Genomic DNA, 15,224 nt, shown 5'->3' with positions numbered 1-15,224 from the left:
TCAGGCATCCGGATCCATCAGCTTGTACATCTCGGTGTGATCGGTGCCCACAGTCACCTCGGGGCGTTGCGCGATACCGTGCCACAGCGCGATGCCGTGCTGTCCAAGCTTGAGATCATAGGACAGATCCCGCGCCAGATCGGCTGCGATCCCCAGATCCTTGTCCATGAGCTTGAGGGCGAAACCTGAGCCGAAGCTGCCGCTCAGCATGAACTGGGCAACCTTGTTTTCGGACGTGTTGGACCGACCGGACGACGCGTTGAGCACACCGGTCATCACCTCCGGATCAATGCCGAAGCGCCTCGCCACATGCAGCGCCTCAACCGTCGCCATCAGCCCGCTGGCGGAAACGTAGTTGTTCAACGCCTTCGCCGCGTGTCCCGAGCCGGCCTCGCCGATGTGCAGGATCGAGCCGCCCATGGCGTCAAGAACCCCCTGCCAGCGCGCCTTCAGCTCTTCGGGGCCACCGACGAGGATCGCCAGGGTCCCCTCTTCGGCTTTCTTCACGCCACCGGAGACAGGTGCATCGAGATAGCCGAGACCCTTCTGTCCAAGCGTTGCGCCGAGCGCGCGCGAGCGGGTCGGCACCGAGGAGCTCATGTCGATGACCGTTGCCCCGGGCTTCATCTGGTCGGCAAGACCCTGCGTCAGGAGCACGGCCTCGACGATGTCGGAGTTCGGCAGCATCGTAATGAGGACATCCGCCTCGCCAGTGCTAGACGCATCGAGCGGAAGCGCGCCCATCTCCTTGCAGAGCGCGTCGGTGCGCTCCTTGTCCATGTCGCTCAGCAAAAGCTTGTATCCGGCGCGATTCAGGCAACGGGCCATGGGTGCACCCATCATCCCGAGACCTATGAATGCGATCGTCTGACTGGGCATTCTTGAGTTTCCTTGCGTTGTCGGCTCTTCAGGGGGACCGGTTCGGATCGCTCAGCGCAGCGCCGAGAAGTCGGTCGGGGCGAGGAAGCTGTTCTCTACACGGGTGACGATCGGGCGCTCTGCCTCGGTCTCGCCCCGGCGGCGGATCCAGTCCTCATCCGCCTGAAACGCGTTCCAGACCTGCTCCCGCTGGGCCATGCTGTCCCACTTCAGCAGGTAGGTCAGGCTGTGGTTGTCCGCGCCGACCAACGTCGTCCAGAAGCCGATCTGCTCGATCCCGTAGTGATCGAAGAAGCCGAGGGTGATGTTGCGGAACCGGTCGAGCAGCGCAGGCAGACGGGTGGGTTCACAGTAGTAGACGCGCATTTCAACGATCATGGAAGAAGTCCTTTCTTTGCGGATCGCGGGGATCCAAGTGATGTCAGGAAGTGGCCGGGCGCTGGGGCAGATCGAGCCTTGCGATCCACCCTTCGGTGTCGTCGAACGCCGGCGGATAGAGTGACAGAACCGCCGGGTCGTGTCCGGGGATGATATGGTTCGGAGACTCGGACAGGGCCCGCACCCGAGCATAGCCCTCGATCATGTCGCCGACGTTGTAGACCACCGGGTAGGGCAGCTTCTTGTCCAGGTTCTCAAAGTAGTGCGCCGCGTCCGAGGCCAGCACGACCCAGCCGCGCGCGGTCTTGACGCGCAGGATCTGCAGCCCGTCGGAATGCCCTCCGACGCGGTGAAGCGTGATCCCGGGCGCCAGTTCGTCCTCGGGGGTGCGAAAGCGGATGCGGCCGGCAAAGAGCCGGTCGATCATCTGCTTCACGTCCTCGACCGCGTAGGGGTGGTTGAGCTCCGGGTGGCACATGCAGCGCCCGGTGCAGAACGCCATTTCCTGCTCCTGGACGTGAAAGGCCGCATCAGGGAAGAGATGATGGTTGCCGGCGTGATCGTAGTGCAGGTGAGTCAACGCCACGTCGGTCACGGCAGCGGCATTAATGCCGAGGCGCGCGAGGCCTTCTTCGACGGGGCGGGTGATGCGCCGCTTGCGCTTGTCGGCCATCGCCTGATCGAAGCCCGTGTCGACGATGATGGTACGTTCGGCATTCCGCACCACCCAGACGAAGTAGTCCATCGCCATGGGGCCGTCATGGATATCGCCGCCGACGAAGTTCTCCCGCGCCTGCCGTTCGTGTTCTGCGTATTTGATCGCGTAGATCTCGTAGGCGTCGGATGTCACACGCCGTCCCTCCCTCGTCGTACAAGCACGCTCAATCCCTCCTGACAGAGCGCATGCTGACAACGTGCACATTGTCTGACAATTCGTCAATATGCCAAAAAATTAATTTCTCGCATGCAGGCAGGAGAACATCCTAAAACATTGAATTTACGAATAAACTTATGAAATGATCGCAGGCTGACTTCCGCCGAGCCGGGCTAACCTAAAACTGATTTACAAGAAACATATTGACTTATTGTCCGACAATGAGTCAGGTTTTGCTAGAGGAGACATTCGCTCTGGCCGGATCGGGCTCGCGCAAACCAGGGACATCCACATGACACGTGGATTTTCGGAACTGCGGGCAACGCGAGAACCGGGGCGTTGCGACGACGGCGCATCCGTCAAAATCTTCGGGAGGAACCATGTTCAAGATCACATCACTGGCACTTGGTGCCACGCTCCTTGCCGGCATGGCCGGTACATCCGCACAGGCGGAAACCATGCGCTGGGGCGATCACTTCCCCCAATGCTGCAATATGTTCACCAAGTCGTCCGAGTGGATGGTTGACGAACTGTCGGAACGCACTGACGGCGAGCTCGAGTTCAACATCCAGTTCGGCGGTGTGCTGGCGTCCGTCCGCGAGATCCCCACCGCGATCGAGACCGGGTTGATCGACATCGGCAATGTGGTGGTGCCCTACTTCCCTGAGCAGATGCCCGTGAACAACGCCCTGCCCTTCTTCACCCCGAATACACTGACCCAGCGCGAGGTCGGCGAGCTGTGGCTTCAGTGGCACGAGGAAGTGCCCGCCTTCTCCGAGGAACTGGAGCGCTACAACCAGAAACTCCTGACGGTCCGGGCGCTGCCGAACTACGGCTTCATCTGCACCCAGCCGATCCGCAGCCTGGCGGATTTCGAGGGCAAGCGCATCCGAACCTACGGCATCGCCCTGCCCGCGCTGGTCGAGGCTCTCGGTGGCGTGCCGGTCAGCTTCGTCGATGTCGAGATGTACGAGGCGATGAGCAACAACATTCTGGACTGCTCGGCCTCTGACATCGGCTTCGTCGAGGCCTTCCAGCTGCACGAGGTCGCCAGCTACTTCGTCGACGTACCGCTGGGCGCGAACTGGGGACAGATCATTTCCATGAACCTCGACAAGTACAACGCCCTGCCGGACGACCAGAAGGCAGTGCTGGAAGAGCTGAAGTATGACCAGCTCGAAACCCAGCTCAAGCTCTTCGAGGCCGAGGAAGCCCGCATCAAGCAGCGCTGGCAGGATGAGGGCCTTATCGAGATCATCGACTTCCCCGATGAGGAGTTCCTTGAGGCGACCCTGTCGAACCCCGGCGTGCAGGCCGCCCGCGACAGCTGGAAACAGCGCGTGATGGCTTCGGGCATGCCCGAGGAAGACGCACAGCGCGTCATCGATGACATCACCAAGTAATTGCAACCGGAACCGGACGGGAGCGGGGCCGCACGCCCTGCTCCCCTTCGCTCGGAAGAAGGGTCACGACGGATGACAAGCACCTTCAATACCGTCTACGCGCTATACGGCAAGGTTGCCCTTGTCGCGGCACTGATCGCCGGAGCTGCCACCTTTGCAATCATGTGGCTGATCGCGCTGAGCGCGCTGCTGAGAACCTTGTTTAACGCCCCGATCCCTGCCTCGGTGGAGATCAGTCAGGCCCTGCTGGTCCTGTGCATCACCTTCCCGCTTGGGTTTACCCTGATGAAACGCGAGCACGTGCGCACCGTCGCGCTGGCGCAATTGATGTCCGAGCGCGCGCAGATCGCCGCATATGTCACTTGGATGCTTCTGGGCACGCTGGTCTTCGCAGCCGCCACCTACGGTACATTCCAGTACGGGCTCCGCTCCTACAAGATGAACGAGATGGTCTGGGGTGCCGCTCTGCAGTTCCCGCTGTGGCCGTCGAAGCTGGCCGTCAGCATTGGCTGCGGCATGCTGGCGATCCAGTTCGCGCTTGAGACGGTTGGCGCCCTGCTGGTTCCCGGCTTCGTTCCCATCGAAACAGACTCGGCGAACGCCGACCCCGAGGCCGCCAATGTCTGACCTGTTTATCGGCTTCGCCGGCACCGGCCTGCTTTTCGCGATCATCATTTGCGGTGCGCCTATCATGCTCGCCCTGATCGCCGTCGGCTTTGCCGGCATCATGATCATGAACGGCTTGGTGCCGTCGGTGTCGTTGCTGGGCACGATGATCTACCCGGTCGTCAGCGCCTTCCACTTCAGCGCCATCCCGATGTTCCTGCTGATGGGCTTCTTCGCCATCCGCGCCGGCATCGGAGATGATCTCTTCGAAGCATGCTCAAAGTGGTTCGGCCGCCTGCCTGGCGGGCTTGCGCTGGCCAGCACCGGCGCCACTGCCGCCTTCGGCGCCGCCTCCGGCTCCAGCGTGGGGACCGCGACCCTGTTCACCCGGCTCGCCCTGCCCGAAATGATCCGGCGCGGCTACGACCGGGGCTTCGCGGCTGCCTCCATCGCCATCGCCGGCACGTTGGCCGTACTGATCCCGCCAAGCGCGCTGGTCGTGGTTTACGGGATCCTCACCAATGCTGCGATCGGCAAGCTCCTGATTGCCGGGATCGTGCCTGGGATGATCTTTGCGGCGCTGCTGGCCACGACGGTGCTGACCGTCGCTCTCATGTCGCCGCACAAGGCGCCGGCCAGCGACCAGCGGTTCACGCTGAAGGAACGCCTGTGGTCGCTGCGCATGATCGGTCCGCTGGCGCTGGTGATCTTCATCATGCTGGGCGGACTTTACGCCGGCGTGTTCACGCCCACGGAATCCGGAGCGGTCGGGGCCTTCGCCACCTTCATCATGGCCATACTGCGCTGCGGCCCGCGCGGCATCCAGCTGGGCAAGGCCCTGACCGAAACGGTGGTGCTGACGGCAATGATCTTCGCGATCATCCTCGGCGGACTGATCTTCGCGCGGTTCCTTGCCCTGAGCGGCGTGTCGGTCTTCATCCAGGACGTGCTGGTGAACGGCGGGCTGGATGTCTGGGCTGTCGTGACCATCGTGACGCTGGTCTACCTGCTGATAGGGATGCTCATGGACGCCCCGTCTCTGCTGGCGATCTCGCTGCCGATCACCCACCCGGTGATGATGAGCCTCGGCTACGACCCCATCTGGTTCGGCGTTTACGTCATCGTCCTGGCCGAGATCGGCGCAGTCACACCCCCCATCGGCCTGAATTGCTTCGTCGTTAAAGGCGCCGCCGGAGACCTCGTGACACTCGAGCAAATATTCAGGGGGCTCATGCCCTTCCTTGCGACCGCCTTCGTTATGCTCGGACTGCTTCTTGCCTTCCCAGAGATTGTGCTCTGGCTACCCACCAAAATGTAAGGCCATGCACGGGGCACAGCAGTCCAGTCAGCCAGAGGCCTCGCCGTCAAGCGGGGCTTCGCCACAGAAGAGGCGGCCCCCCTGACGGCTCGTTGGAAAACCAAAGTTTCTACGCGTCAATGCTGACTTGCTGTTCTTCCAAGATGCCAATAATCCTCTCATCTCCGGAATGGCTTTTCCGCAACGTCTGATCCCAGACGTCGACGACCGCATGCTGGTAGAGCAGCACCAGGAGACATTTTCGCTCAAGGTGGCTCTCGAAGATCAGCTGCCGCCAGGCGGCCTGGGCACGCAGTTTCGCGACCAGAAACCCTCGCGCGCTCGCCCTCGATCGGGCGGGGAACATGCGAGTCGCGCGCGTCCGCTCGGGCGGGACGTACGGCCCCCCAAAATCTTCGTCATACATAAGCTGTTGCTCCCGGCACCACAGGCATACCTGCCGGTGCAACGGGGTCCTCTTTCATGGAGACACGGAGCCCCGGCCCGCAGAAGTCTCTGCACGCTTGACCGGGGCCGAAAGTTGGGTCATGAATGAGGTGTATCGGGCAACAACTTGATACACCTAAAGGGCCTTAGGAGCGTCAACTCCTCGGGTCCTTTGCTTTTCTAGGTCATGGTCACCCCTTCCTCTTCGTGGATTGGGAACAATTCTTCCGGTGACATGCCCACGGCGTGTGCAATTGCTTCTTCGATGCGCTGAGACCGACACATCCGCTTACCGACCAAGGTCAGCGCAGAGTCACTCACACCAAGTTCACGCGAGATCTGCGCCAGTGACGTTCCGCGGATTCGAAGTTCCGCCTTGAGACGCTCGTGGGCGTCCAAATCCGCTTTTGTCGGGGTGCGCATCGGGGCGTTCTCCTGGTTCCGAGAGAGCAAAAACAGCCGGGCTCATCATCCAGCTAAGGAACTCCATCCGAAGCAGTCAATCTTTCAAGATATTGTCGTAAAACAAAAACCACCCAGACCGTTTGGTCCGCACGGACCAAACGGTCCGATGCCCTTGTTTTCCTGACCGCTGACCAGCATTCCGAGCTAAGGTTCCTGATAAGGGTAAACAGCTCAGACACCGGATCAGCGGATTTGGTCACGCCACAGGAAGATCACGAATCGATCGCTCGGCGGCTTGGTGCGGCCAACCTCTTGGCCATTCGTGCGTCCACGGGACTGAGCCAAGCACAGTTCGCCGCGGCGATCGGGCTCTCGGACCGCACCCTACGCCGCTATGAGCGCGGGGAACGCGAGCTGCCTCTGGCTGCGCGGCTGGCTATCATTCAGGTGTTCAAGATCGACCCCCTTGCCGGCGACCAACTGGCCGCTGCGGTTGGACTACGCGACGCTGACCTGTCTCTAGGCGCAACGGCGGAGCCTGGGGTAGAGGAAAGTTTGTGGGTGAAGCTCAGGCGAGAAGGGCTGGAGTTCAGGGAGCGGAACTACTCTCCCCTTGGCCAGCTTCTCCTGAAGGTCCGAACCTGCGCATTTGCCAGCGCGACTTTGTACTTCGCCGCGATGCAGATCGTGCTGGGGCTGGAACTCTCCCTCGGCTTCGCAACCAATGGCATGATCTGGGCATTTATCGGAGCCTTCTGCGTGATCGCGCTCTTCTTCTTTTCGGTCATCGGCGAGCTTCCCCTACTCAAGGTCGCCAGATATCTTCTGACGGGCCACAAGGGTCGCCGGGCTCCATAAGGGGCGCTAGAGGACAGTGGGCGCGGAGCGGTCGTTCGCCTCGGCTACGTTCCAATCGCCCAGCAGAGGTGAAAGCCGACATTCATACCGGGCCAAGATCACGGGTTGTTCTGCGTAGCCGCATGACCGCTTCGAGCCCAACTTGACCGATGCTGCACAGGGCGCGAATGTCGGTTTTGAAGAATTAAGCTTGTGAGACTGAAGCGAGGAAATTGCGCGCCAGCGCGGCGTCAGTATGGCATCCATTTGACGGCGGCCATTGCTCCGCCGATGCATCGTCGCTCTCGTCAATCCTGATTTCCTGATCCGGTTACCTCCTAAGGTTGAGACCAAACATGTCACCCTTTCTAACTTTGCTAACTTCTCTTTTCCTATCCCTCGGCGTCGCGAGTTCGGCTTGTGGCCAAGCGGGTCAGGACACGTCCAGCAGGGCCGCTGTCCCGAAAGTAGAAAAGGAGGGCGTCTGGCAACCGACTGAGGGCGGCACGCAGGTGCCGCTGTGGCCTTCGGAGGTTCCGTTGGCGAAACCGGATAGCGGCGATCATCCAGAATACACCGGTAATGGGTCGCCGCTCGTCGCTGGGCGCAAATGGCATTGGGCGACCTACGTCACCCGGCCGACCATGACGATCAACAAACCAAAGGGGCGCAACACCGGTGCGTCCATGCTGGTGATCCCGGGCGGCGGCTTCTATGCGGTGGCGACCGATCTCGAAGGCACGGAAATCTGCGACTGGGTCGTCCGTCAGGGCATGACCTGCGCCATGCTGGAATACCGGACGCCGCAAGTATGGCCACGCGAAGACGGTCAGCACAAACGACCGGAGGTGCTGCTGGGGCTGGAACACGCACAGCGCGCGATCAGCCTGCTGCGGGAACGCGCCCCGACCTACGGCATCGATCCGCACAAGATCGGCGCGATCGGATTTTCTGCCGGCGCCTATCTCGTCATCGATATGAGCAATACCGTCGAGGGGACCTACCGGCTGACCGACGCAGCCGACCGTCCCCCCCCCGGCCCGACTTTGCCATCGTGGCGTATAACGCGCGAGTTCTGGACAACAGCAAGGGCAAGAGCAATCTGGGCCTACAGCCTTGGGTAAAGATAAGCACGGAGGCGCCGCCCACGCTCATCATTCACGCGAAGAACGTCCAGGTCGACGATGTCCGGCAGCTCATGGCCTACGCGCTAACGCTGAACGAGGCCGGGGTGCCCGTCGATATGCGCCTTTACGCCACGGGCGGGCATGCCTTCGGAATGCGACCTACAGCAGATCCGATCACGCGCGAATGGCCGGGTGAGGTCAGGCAGTGGATGGAGAACATCGGCGTGCTGGGACGATCGCGTTCAGACAACTGATATCGTGTCCGCTTTGAGCAGAGAACTGAAGAGTACCGAATAACCGGCATTGGTGGCAGGAGTCACAAAGTCCTGCCTCTCGGGGGCAACGCTCCCCTCTTTTCTTCCACCAACTAGGCGCAAATCCCTCTCGTGAAAGGATCAACCATGTCCGTCGAAATCAAGACCGTTCCAGACCTTCAGGTCATCAAGCGTCAGAGGCGATTGAGGATCGCAGACGTTGCGAGTGCAGCCGCTGATCTTGGGCCCGAAATCGACAAGGCCATCGCAACCAAGGAACTCAAGTCAGCTGGACCGTGGATCTTTGTGTTTCATGGCCTCCCGCACGACCCGCATTCATTGTTCGACTGGGAAATCTGCAGACCCGTCGAAAGCCAGGCCGCCTCTGCTATGCCTGACATTGACCCGCTGCCTTCGCGGCGTGTGGCCGCCACCATGTTCGAGGGGCCTCTGTCGAAGATTTTCATCGAGGGTTATGCACCACTTCTCGCGACGATCGCCGAGAAGGGTCTCGCCTTGTCCGGCGAGAGCAGGGAAGTCTACCATCACTGGGAGGGCGAGCCGGAACAGCCTGCCAAGATTGAGTTGCAGTTTGCCTTGGCCGAAGCACCAAGCTCCGAAGAACGCAACCCTGGCTGATCGGCAGCCTCGAGAATGAAGATATAGAGCCGCGACTCTCTCGGAAAAAACGCTGAGTGGCGGCTCAATGATCCAGTCAAGCGCACCGAGCTTGCCGTAAACTCAGAGCAGAGCTGACCTTCAGGTTCGACCAATGAACGGCAGCTTTGTTCCGCGGTGCGGACCTTAGACTATCGCAAGGATTCGCGAGCGCAGCGAACGGCTGCTTCGATGGCCGCGCAGCTCGGCCAGCAGCTTTTCGATCCGGCGGGCGCAGACTCGTGAGTCGTTCTTCCGGTTTGCGTGGCCCCCTCCGCTGGTCGGAACAGCACGGACGATGCCGGCTCGAACGCGGCATACGGCACGGTCAGCGACAGTTAAGGAAAGGTATTTGCGGGGATAGCAGCGAGGCTGCTTGGCTAGGTGAGACGTCCGAGATCAAGCAGAGGCAGGAATGTCCTGACCTTACCATCGCGGGCTCTACTGGCAACGCCACTCCGTGTTCTGGACGTTCCGTCTGCGGGGGCAGGCATCTGACATGAAAGTCGGTCTTTCCAGGAACCCCACATTGCGAAATGAAAAGGCCCCGACGCTTTCGCGTCGAGGCCTTTTGAATGTCGAATGTCTTGCTAGAGCGACTCTCGGCGACGGGGATAGCCTTAAAACCTTGGTCGCTCACCCCTGCTCTGCCAAGCATTTCCGACCCAAATGCCAAGCATTTCTGACCCAACACACACCGTTATCCGACGAGCCGATTGGGGTGAGCGTGACACATGCCTGCAGCCCAATCTACATTGTCAACGAGGACGGCCCCGAGACCGGCTGATCATGGAATTGATGCTACTCTTGGCGCCGACCTCCAGCTCCATCAGAGGCTCGACGACATTGCCGATCACCTCGCAAAGCAGTTTTGGCAGTCACGCTCTTCTCTACCACCGCATGTTAGTCCATCATGGGTTTCGTGATCGGGGTCATCCTTTGGTTCATCTTGGCTCAGAAATCCGACCCTTACCGAGAAACCTGATGGCCACCGAAAGTTTCACTTAGGCTTGGCACGTCACAGTCTGCACTCACCTAGAATTTCATTATAGCGGCCAAAATCACCTTTCAGAGCAAGAAGTCTGACGATCACTACAGACACCGAACACATTAATTGCAAACTGCGCTCCTGACTAACCGACTATTTGTCGCTACGGGGTATTGAAGTTTCGCTGAGAGCACGCCAACTTACCTGTAACGCCCCTGTAAGGGGCCCCGGCAGAGTCGCGTTGTCGGACGCGCCCCACTCTACCCAAAGGGGGATTCCGGCGATGGCTTAATGTGCGCATAGCGGCTCCTATCAGGGCTAGCGCACACGGGATGGTGGAGGCGCGCTAATGCGAGCAACTTTCATTCTCGAGGCCAGGACGAGTGGTTCGGAGTACCGAATGCACGCGCAGCTAGACCTTTTCGGTCTTGCCTGGCTGTTGAGGTTCTTCGGGCTGTGAGGCCAAGAGGGGGTCGTTCCTCGGAACGGCCCCTTTCCTCTTCCAGCAGAAGCCGGCATGCTTGGAAATTAATCCGCCCCTTTGTTGTACTTGTTACCCATGCTGAAAACTGATCTGACTGTCCTGAAAGAATATCTCCGGCACGCTCCATCAGAGAACTTCTTGCTAGCAATTTGGGGGCTCTATACATTCTGGAGAGGTGACGTTAGGCTCGCAAATAGGGTAATAGATATTCCCCCAAATATAGCTGAAATGCGAAAAACTGACAGGTTCATCATTCTTCCATGGGAAGCCATCGGCCTACTTTCGATATACCTTGAGGCGTATGACAACCTCACTGACAGCAGCCTGCTACCCAAAACCCTGAACATGAGAGACTGGCGCACAATCTCCGGATTACTTAATCAGTTCAAACATATCGCAAACTATCAATCTTTGGACGGAATTGGTGAAGACACTGACGGTGTCCTTGAGATGATACCACGCATTCTGTGGCAACAGGTAATATGGCAACAAGGCCATGACCATGTACGCTCAATGATACGAAGCTCATTCATCAACTTTGGTCCGCGCGCAAAGTATGTCTTCAACAAAAGACACGGGATAAGTGCGGAGAAGTTTTTCACTATCAGTTTCGTACTATCCAAACACTTTCAAAGCTCACCTTACTTTAAGAACTTTGATTACTTTTCGTCTATTGGCGTCACAAAGCGCGACTTCAATACGTACTTTAAGATTACATCTCGGACACCAAAGGCCGCTTCCAAACAAGAGAAGAGCATACCGGGACTTTTCAAGGATCGCGTAGATTTCAGACAAAACCGCATCTACGACTTCCCGCTGTTTAACGTTGGAGATGCACTCAAACCTGTCCTCATGTGTCCGTTCCCAGAACTCTTGATCTACAGGGCCACCTATTTTGTTTATTTCGACATAATGGGGGCGACTTCTAAAGAGACTCCTCGAAGCCTTCGAAAAGATGCTTTCGAAGCGAAAGGAGAAATGGATAATCGCTTTGAAAAGTTCTGTGTAACTTTAGCCGCAGCAACATTATCTGCACCATGGAGCGCGGAGGGCGACTTTCAATACGGCCCAGCAGGCACTAAAAAACACAGCTCCGATGTCATGATTTCCCATGACGGAGTGATCAAGATTATCGGGGAATGCAAATCCAAAAAGATGAAGATAGATATTCGACTCTCCCCTCGGCCGGTAAGAGACCACCTCGAGCAAGTACGTGATATTTCTGACGGCATCGTGCAGCTATGGCTATTCGCGAGAGACTTGCGAGAAGGCAATGTCAACAAGGACGGCGCGGAGTACGAACCCGACAACAACCTCACTGGGGCACTAATTACGCTAGAAGAATGGGCCGACCACAATCATGTCTTCATCGCAGAGTGTCTGAGGGAAGCAAACGAAATCAATAATAGCCGCGCAGGCACACCAAAGCACGTTGAACCACAGGACAGAATCGAGGTTTGTATAATTTCCGGATCACAGTTTGAAGATATGCTTTGGAAGGTGCCGACTGAAGAGCTGCAGAAGTACCTAGGAGAGTTCGCTTCGTATCAGTCATCCGGCATCGGACCAGGCTTCAAGTATAGCGGAACTTTGGATCGGAAACTTCGCGACAAGCACCCGTTGGCGGACCATTTGGACCAGATCCTCCCGCTGATGCAGGTGGTGAAGGATCAGGCTGAAGCGGCGCGAAAATTAGCGAATTGAAATAATGATATGAACAGCCAATCCGGCGGCATGCGACGCATCAGTCAGGACGCAAAGTTGATCCAGAAATGAACCACACCGGCGTATCGAAGGCTGGCTTCGGTTATTTTTATGGATGTATTTATTCATTATCGTCAGCCCCCATTGAAAGCGGTAAGCAAGGACGGGCGTAGTCAACTTCTGCAAGACGATATCTGAGGGCACCGCTTCCGCTCGAAGATGTTAGCTCTGTTACGAAGCAAACAGACTTTTCAGGAACGCTGCCTGTCCCCTGCGCTTCCTCGAAGATTGCGGCAGCGACATCGCCCCCCCAATCCACAGCGACGATCAGCATTATTGCGAGGAATGCGCGAAAAATATGCGCCTGCGTCAAGCGAACATAGGTAATCTTCTTATTGTTGAGCGGGTAATTTAGCCTCGTAGCGTCAATTAATTTAATAGCTGTGGCCGCTCGGATATCTTTCTCACTGAATACATCTGATAGATCGGCTTCCCCGATCGAATTAACCACGCTCGGCGCGGTCGCGCGCGCAGCGTACCAGCCTGCCATTAGAACGTAGACCAAAACGATGGCGAAGAGCACAACATCGATGGCCAGCACTGGGTTTCGGAAACTGTCAGATACGGTTGGACTTAAAGCTCCAATCACGGGAATCACTGCCGCGAGGAAAGCTAGATACAACGCTGCCTTAGTATCCGCGCTCTGCCGTCGCCGAACCTCTGCGTCATGCAAACTGATTGCCATCTCCATCGCCAACCCGGCATCCTTCACAAGCAACTCAGCTGTAACGACCCTCTCCGGTGGCTTGGCTACCTCCCCTGATGCATGAGGGAAGAGCATATTCAGGATGGCTCCAATTACCCATCTAAGCTTACGGGGCTCACTCATTTGACCAACGCGTCAACAAGTGCCGACGCGATCGACACTCCTTCAACCTGCTCCAACCAAGCCCACTGCCCGTTCGGGTTGGCCTCGAGAAACCAAAATTTTCCGTCGCAATCTTCGACCAGGTCCACGGCTGCGAAGCGCAGACCGAGCCTCCGAACCACCGCCACACAAGCGTTCGCGACTGCGGTTGGGAGAGCGATGCGCTCGTGGACAAGGTCCGTCCGTGCACCTCGACGCCAATCGACCTGGGTCTCTTCGTGCTCTTGAGAGTGAATTGCGACCGCGATTGCAACTTGATCCACGACGGTGACGCGGAGATCGCGACGCTTGGGAACCAGCGACTGAACGATTACTGGGACGGCCTCAAATGCCGCACGATCACCCTCGCTTAGACTGGCAAGCTCCGAGGTGAAGATAACCTGCCCAGGACCGTTAGGTGCGTCAACCAAGGCGCGACGCAGTGGCTTGATCACGCATTGATGCCGTTCCAAAAGGCCGCGCGCAGCGTCGAAGTCGTTTCCGATGACGGTTGGCGGAACTGGGAGGCCGCACGCGCGGGCTACAGAAAGCTGGCGAGGCTTGTCCTCCGCACGCAGTATGGCGAAGGGAGAGTTTAACCAGCGTCCCTCCAACGCGTTCCAAAGGCTACGCGTCGTGGCGCTCCATTCGTGCACCGCGTACGCACGCGCGTCGCCGCCTTCGATCGTTTTTGGCTCAGGCAGTTCCGGGCGTCTGTAGTAAGCTGCTGCAAACCCGGTGAGTGGGTGAGCGACACCGCGGATCGAGATCGTTCCATTCAGCGTCGCGTCCTCCGCGAAGGTGATGATCGTTTCGGGCAAGTCCTCGGTGTTTACCCGAAGGAAAGGCACGCCACGATTGCGCATCTCGCGCACGAGGTAGTCGGTCGTAATGTCCTTCTTGTTCGTCGCGAGCAGAACGCCGCCAGAATGCTCAAACAAGCATTTCAGCCGTGTCATCGGCTTCCCGTCCCGCATCAGTTTTTGTTTGAAGTGACGCAACCAATGCGCCCAAAGCTTGGTCTTCCCGCTCCAGCTCGGCCTCAGTCTTGGTTTGCAGCATGTTGGTCGTGGAGAACGACTCATCATCCTGCTCGGTATGCGTTAGCGTCTTAGTCACCAGTGAAAGCTGAGAGTTGGGCATATCTATCGCGTGGCGTTCACCCGCGTTCGTCGGGACCATCCACATCTCATGCTCATTGCAATAGCGGCCAGGCATGGATGGCTCGTTGCGACGCGGGGTGCCGTATCGAAGCAATATCGGCACGGTCTTCTCGTTATCGCGGCCTTTCTTAGAATTCATTTTCACTCTCGTCTCACAATGAACCACAGATCAACGCAACAGCATATGCCAACCCCTATCCAACCGAACTGTCAGCATGAATGTCGCGAAAGTCGATACTTTCCCGAGGGTGGCTTTTCGGATCAACGAGATTCTGCACGCTTTGAGAACCTTGGCAACTCGGAAGCTGCGCCGCAGTACTTAGCTAGGCTATGAGCGACGACCTTGCAGGGGTCCGAAAGTGGCGATTGCGCACTGCTGTCGTCAAATCTCTACGAACATCCTCCACCTGCTACTCCCAACCAGCATCCATGAAGTCCTTCAAATTAAAGTCGGGGTCGCGGGCGCCTATACGCTCAACCTGATCTTGAACTGACCGCAACCGTTCGAGCAGGTCTTGTTCTGCCCGCATCCGAACGAGTTCGGAAATCAACTGCGCTCGTAGCTCACGATACTTCACACCCTCCACGTCCACCTCGCTCATGGCCAAGAGCAAGCTCCTCAGGCGTTCGATGTCATCATCCATAGCTCGCGCTCCTAATGAGTGCCCCATGCGCGGCGACCTGCGATCGTTCGTAGGCGCGAACATGTCGCCCGCCGCAGCTAACTGTCGGGACCCCTTCCCTATCCAGCCTTCGCGCCAAATGGATCGGGGCTACCTTCGACGCCTTGGCGAGCTGCCCTAGTGTAAGAAAC

At 58.2% G+C, this 15,224-nt stretch carries 17 protein-coding genes; 8 read left to right on the top strand and 9 right to left on the bottom strand.

Annotated elements, in window-relative coordinates:
- From IEX41_RS07715 to IEX41_RS07705, 3 genes are read right to left on the bottom strand one after another with little or no spacing between them, the layout of a single operon-like run.
- Complete coding sequence (locus IEX41_RS07715; RefSeq protein ID WP_188789640.1) at positions 1-879, bottom strand: NAD(P)-dependent oxidoreductase; 879 nt, start codon at positions 877-879, stop codon at positions 1-3.
- 51 nt (positions 880-930) lie between these two features.
- Positions 931-1,257 (bottom strand): NIPSNAP family protein, encoded by a 327-nt coding sequence (locus IEX41_RS07710; protein ID WP_188789639.1) that lies wholly within the window; start codon positions 1,255-1,257, stop codon positions 931-933.
- 43 nt (positions 1,258-1,300) lie between these two features.
- Complete coding sequence (locus tag IEX41_RS07705) at positions 1,301-2,107, bottom strand: N-acyl homoserine lactonase family protein (protein WP_229673009.1); 807 nt, start codon at positions 2,105-2,107, stop codon at positions 1,301-1,303.
- 404 nt (positions 2,108-2,511) lie between these two features.
- Here IEX41_RS07705 and dctP point away from each other — a divergent pair, with 404 nt between their 5' ends.
- The 3 genes from dctP (at position 2,512) to IEX41_RS07690 (ending at position 5,458) form a co-directional block, all read left to right on the top strand.
- Positions 2,512-3,534 (top strand): TRAP transporter substrate-binding protein DctP, encoded by a 1,023-nt coding sequence (gene dctP / locus IEX41_RS07700; protein ID WP_188789637.1) that lies wholly within the window; start codon positions 2,512-2,514, stop codon positions 3,532-3,534.
- A gap of 72 nt (positions 3,535-3,606) precedes the next feature.
- Positions 3,607-4,161 carry a TRAP transporter small permease subunit gene (locus IEX41_RS07695; RefSeq protein WP_188789636.1) on the top strand — a complete coding sequence of 185 codons (555 nt, stop codon included), beginning with the start codon at positions 3,607-3,609 and terminating at the stop codon, positions 4,159-4,161.
- Positions 4,154-5,458, top strand: coding sequence for a TRAP transporter large permease (locus tag IEX41_RS07690; RefSeq protein WP_188789635.1), 1,305 nt, complete (start codon positions 4,154-4,156; stop codon positions 5,456-5,458). The genes IEX41_RS07695 and IEX41_RS07690 overlap by 8 nt, the downstream gene beginning before the upstream one ends.
- Before the next feature lie 109 nt (positions 5,459-5,567).
- Here IEX41_RS07690 and IEX41_RS07685 read toward each other — a convergent pair whose 3' ends face one another.
- Positions 5,568-5,864: a hypothetical protein gene (locus IEX41_RS07685; RefSeq protein WP_188789634.1), complete on the bottom strand. Its 297-nt coding sequence runs from the start codon at positions 5,862-5,864 to the stop codon at positions 5,568-5,570.
- Positions 5,865-6,064: 200 nt separating this feature from the next.
- On the bottom strand, positions 6,065-6,307 hold the full coding sequence (locus tag IEX41_RS07680; RefSeq protein ID WP_188789633.1) for a helix-turn-helix domain-containing protein: 243 nt from the start codon (positions 6,305-6,307) through the stop codon (positions 6,065-6,067).
- Between the two features lie 234 nt (positions 6,308-6,541).
- On the opposite strand from IEX41_RS07680, the gene IEX41_RS07675 reads away from it, so the two are divergent.
- From IEX41_RS07675 to IEX41_RS07660, 5 genes are all read left to right on the top strand, one after another.
- Complete coding sequence (locus tag IEX41_RS07675; protein ID WP_188789632.1) at positions 6,542-7,147, top strand: helix-turn-helix domain-containing protein; 606 nt, start codon at positions 6,542-6,544, stop codon at positions 7,145-7,147.
- A 518-nt stretch (positions 7,148-7,665) separates the two neighbouring features.
- Positions 7,666-8,250 carry an alpha/beta hydrolase gene (locus IEX41_RS21485; RefSeq protein WP_229673008.1) on the top strand — a complete coding sequence of 195 codons (585 nt, stop codon included), beginning with the start codon at positions 7,666-7,668 and terminating at the stop codon, positions 8,248-8,250.
- Positions 8,251-8,324: 74 nt separating this feature from the next.
- Entirely contained in the window at positions 8,325-8,507 is a 183-nt protein-coding gene (locus IEX41_RS21480; RefSeq protein ID WP_229673006.1) for an alpha/beta hydrolase family protein, read from the top strand.
- Between the two features lie 147 nt (positions 8,508-8,654).
- Positions 8,655-9,146, top strand: a complete 492-nt coding sequence (locus IEX41_RS07665; RefSeq protein ID WP_188789631.1) for a GyrI-like domain-containing protein — start codon at positions 8,655-8,657, stop codon at positions 9,144-9,146.
- A 1,718-nt stretch (positions 9,147-10,864) separates the two neighbouring features.
- Entirely contained in the window at positions 10,865-12,340 is a 1,476-nt protein-coding gene (locus tag IEX41_RS07660; RefSeq protein ID WP_188789630.1) for a hypothetical protein, read from the top strand.
- Positions 12,341-12,461: 121 nt separating this feature from the next.
- Here the strand turns inward: IEX41_RS07660 and IEX41_RS07655 are convergent, their stop codons facing one another.
- The 4 genes from IEX41_RS07655 to IEX41_RS07640 form a co-directional block, all read right to left on the bottom strand.
- Positions 12,462-13,091: a hypothetical protein gene (locus IEX41_RS07655; protein WP_188789629.1), complete on the bottom strand. Its 630-nt coding sequence runs from the start codon at positions 13,089-13,091 to the stop codon at positions 12,462-12,464.
- 134 nt (positions 13,092-13,225) lie between these two features.
- Positions 13,226-14,206 carry an MvdC/MvdD family ATP grasp protein gene (locus IEX41_RS07650; RefSeq protein ID WP_229673004.1) on the bottom strand — a complete coding sequence of 327 codons (981 nt, stop codon included), beginning with the start codon at positions 14,204-14,206 and terminating at the stop codon, positions 13,226-13,228.
- Positions 14,181-14,549 (bottom strand): hypothetical protein, encoded by a 369-nt coding sequence (locus tag IEX41_RS07645; RefSeq protein WP_188789628.1) that lies wholly within the window; start codon positions 14,547-14,549, stop codon positions 14,181-14,183. The genes IEX41_RS07650 and IEX41_RS07645 overlap by 26 nt, the downstream gene beginning before the upstream one ends.
- A 271-nt stretch (positions 14,550-14,820) precedes the next feature.
- Complete coding sequence (locus IEX41_RS07640; RefSeq protein WP_188789627.1) at positions 14,821-15,054, bottom strand: hypothetical protein; 234 nt, start codon at positions 15,052-15,054, stop codon at positions 14,821-14,823.
- Between the last annotated feature and the right edge of the window lie 170 nt (positions 15,055-15,224).

The sequence above is a fragment of the Salipiger pallidus genome (assembly GCF_014643635.1).
Classification (GTDB): domain Bacteria; phylum Pseudomonadota; class Alphaproteobacteria; order Rhodobacterales; family Rhodobacteraceae; genus Salipiger; species Salipiger pallidus.
This window is presented reverse-complemented; position numbering and strand designations above follow the sequence as displayed.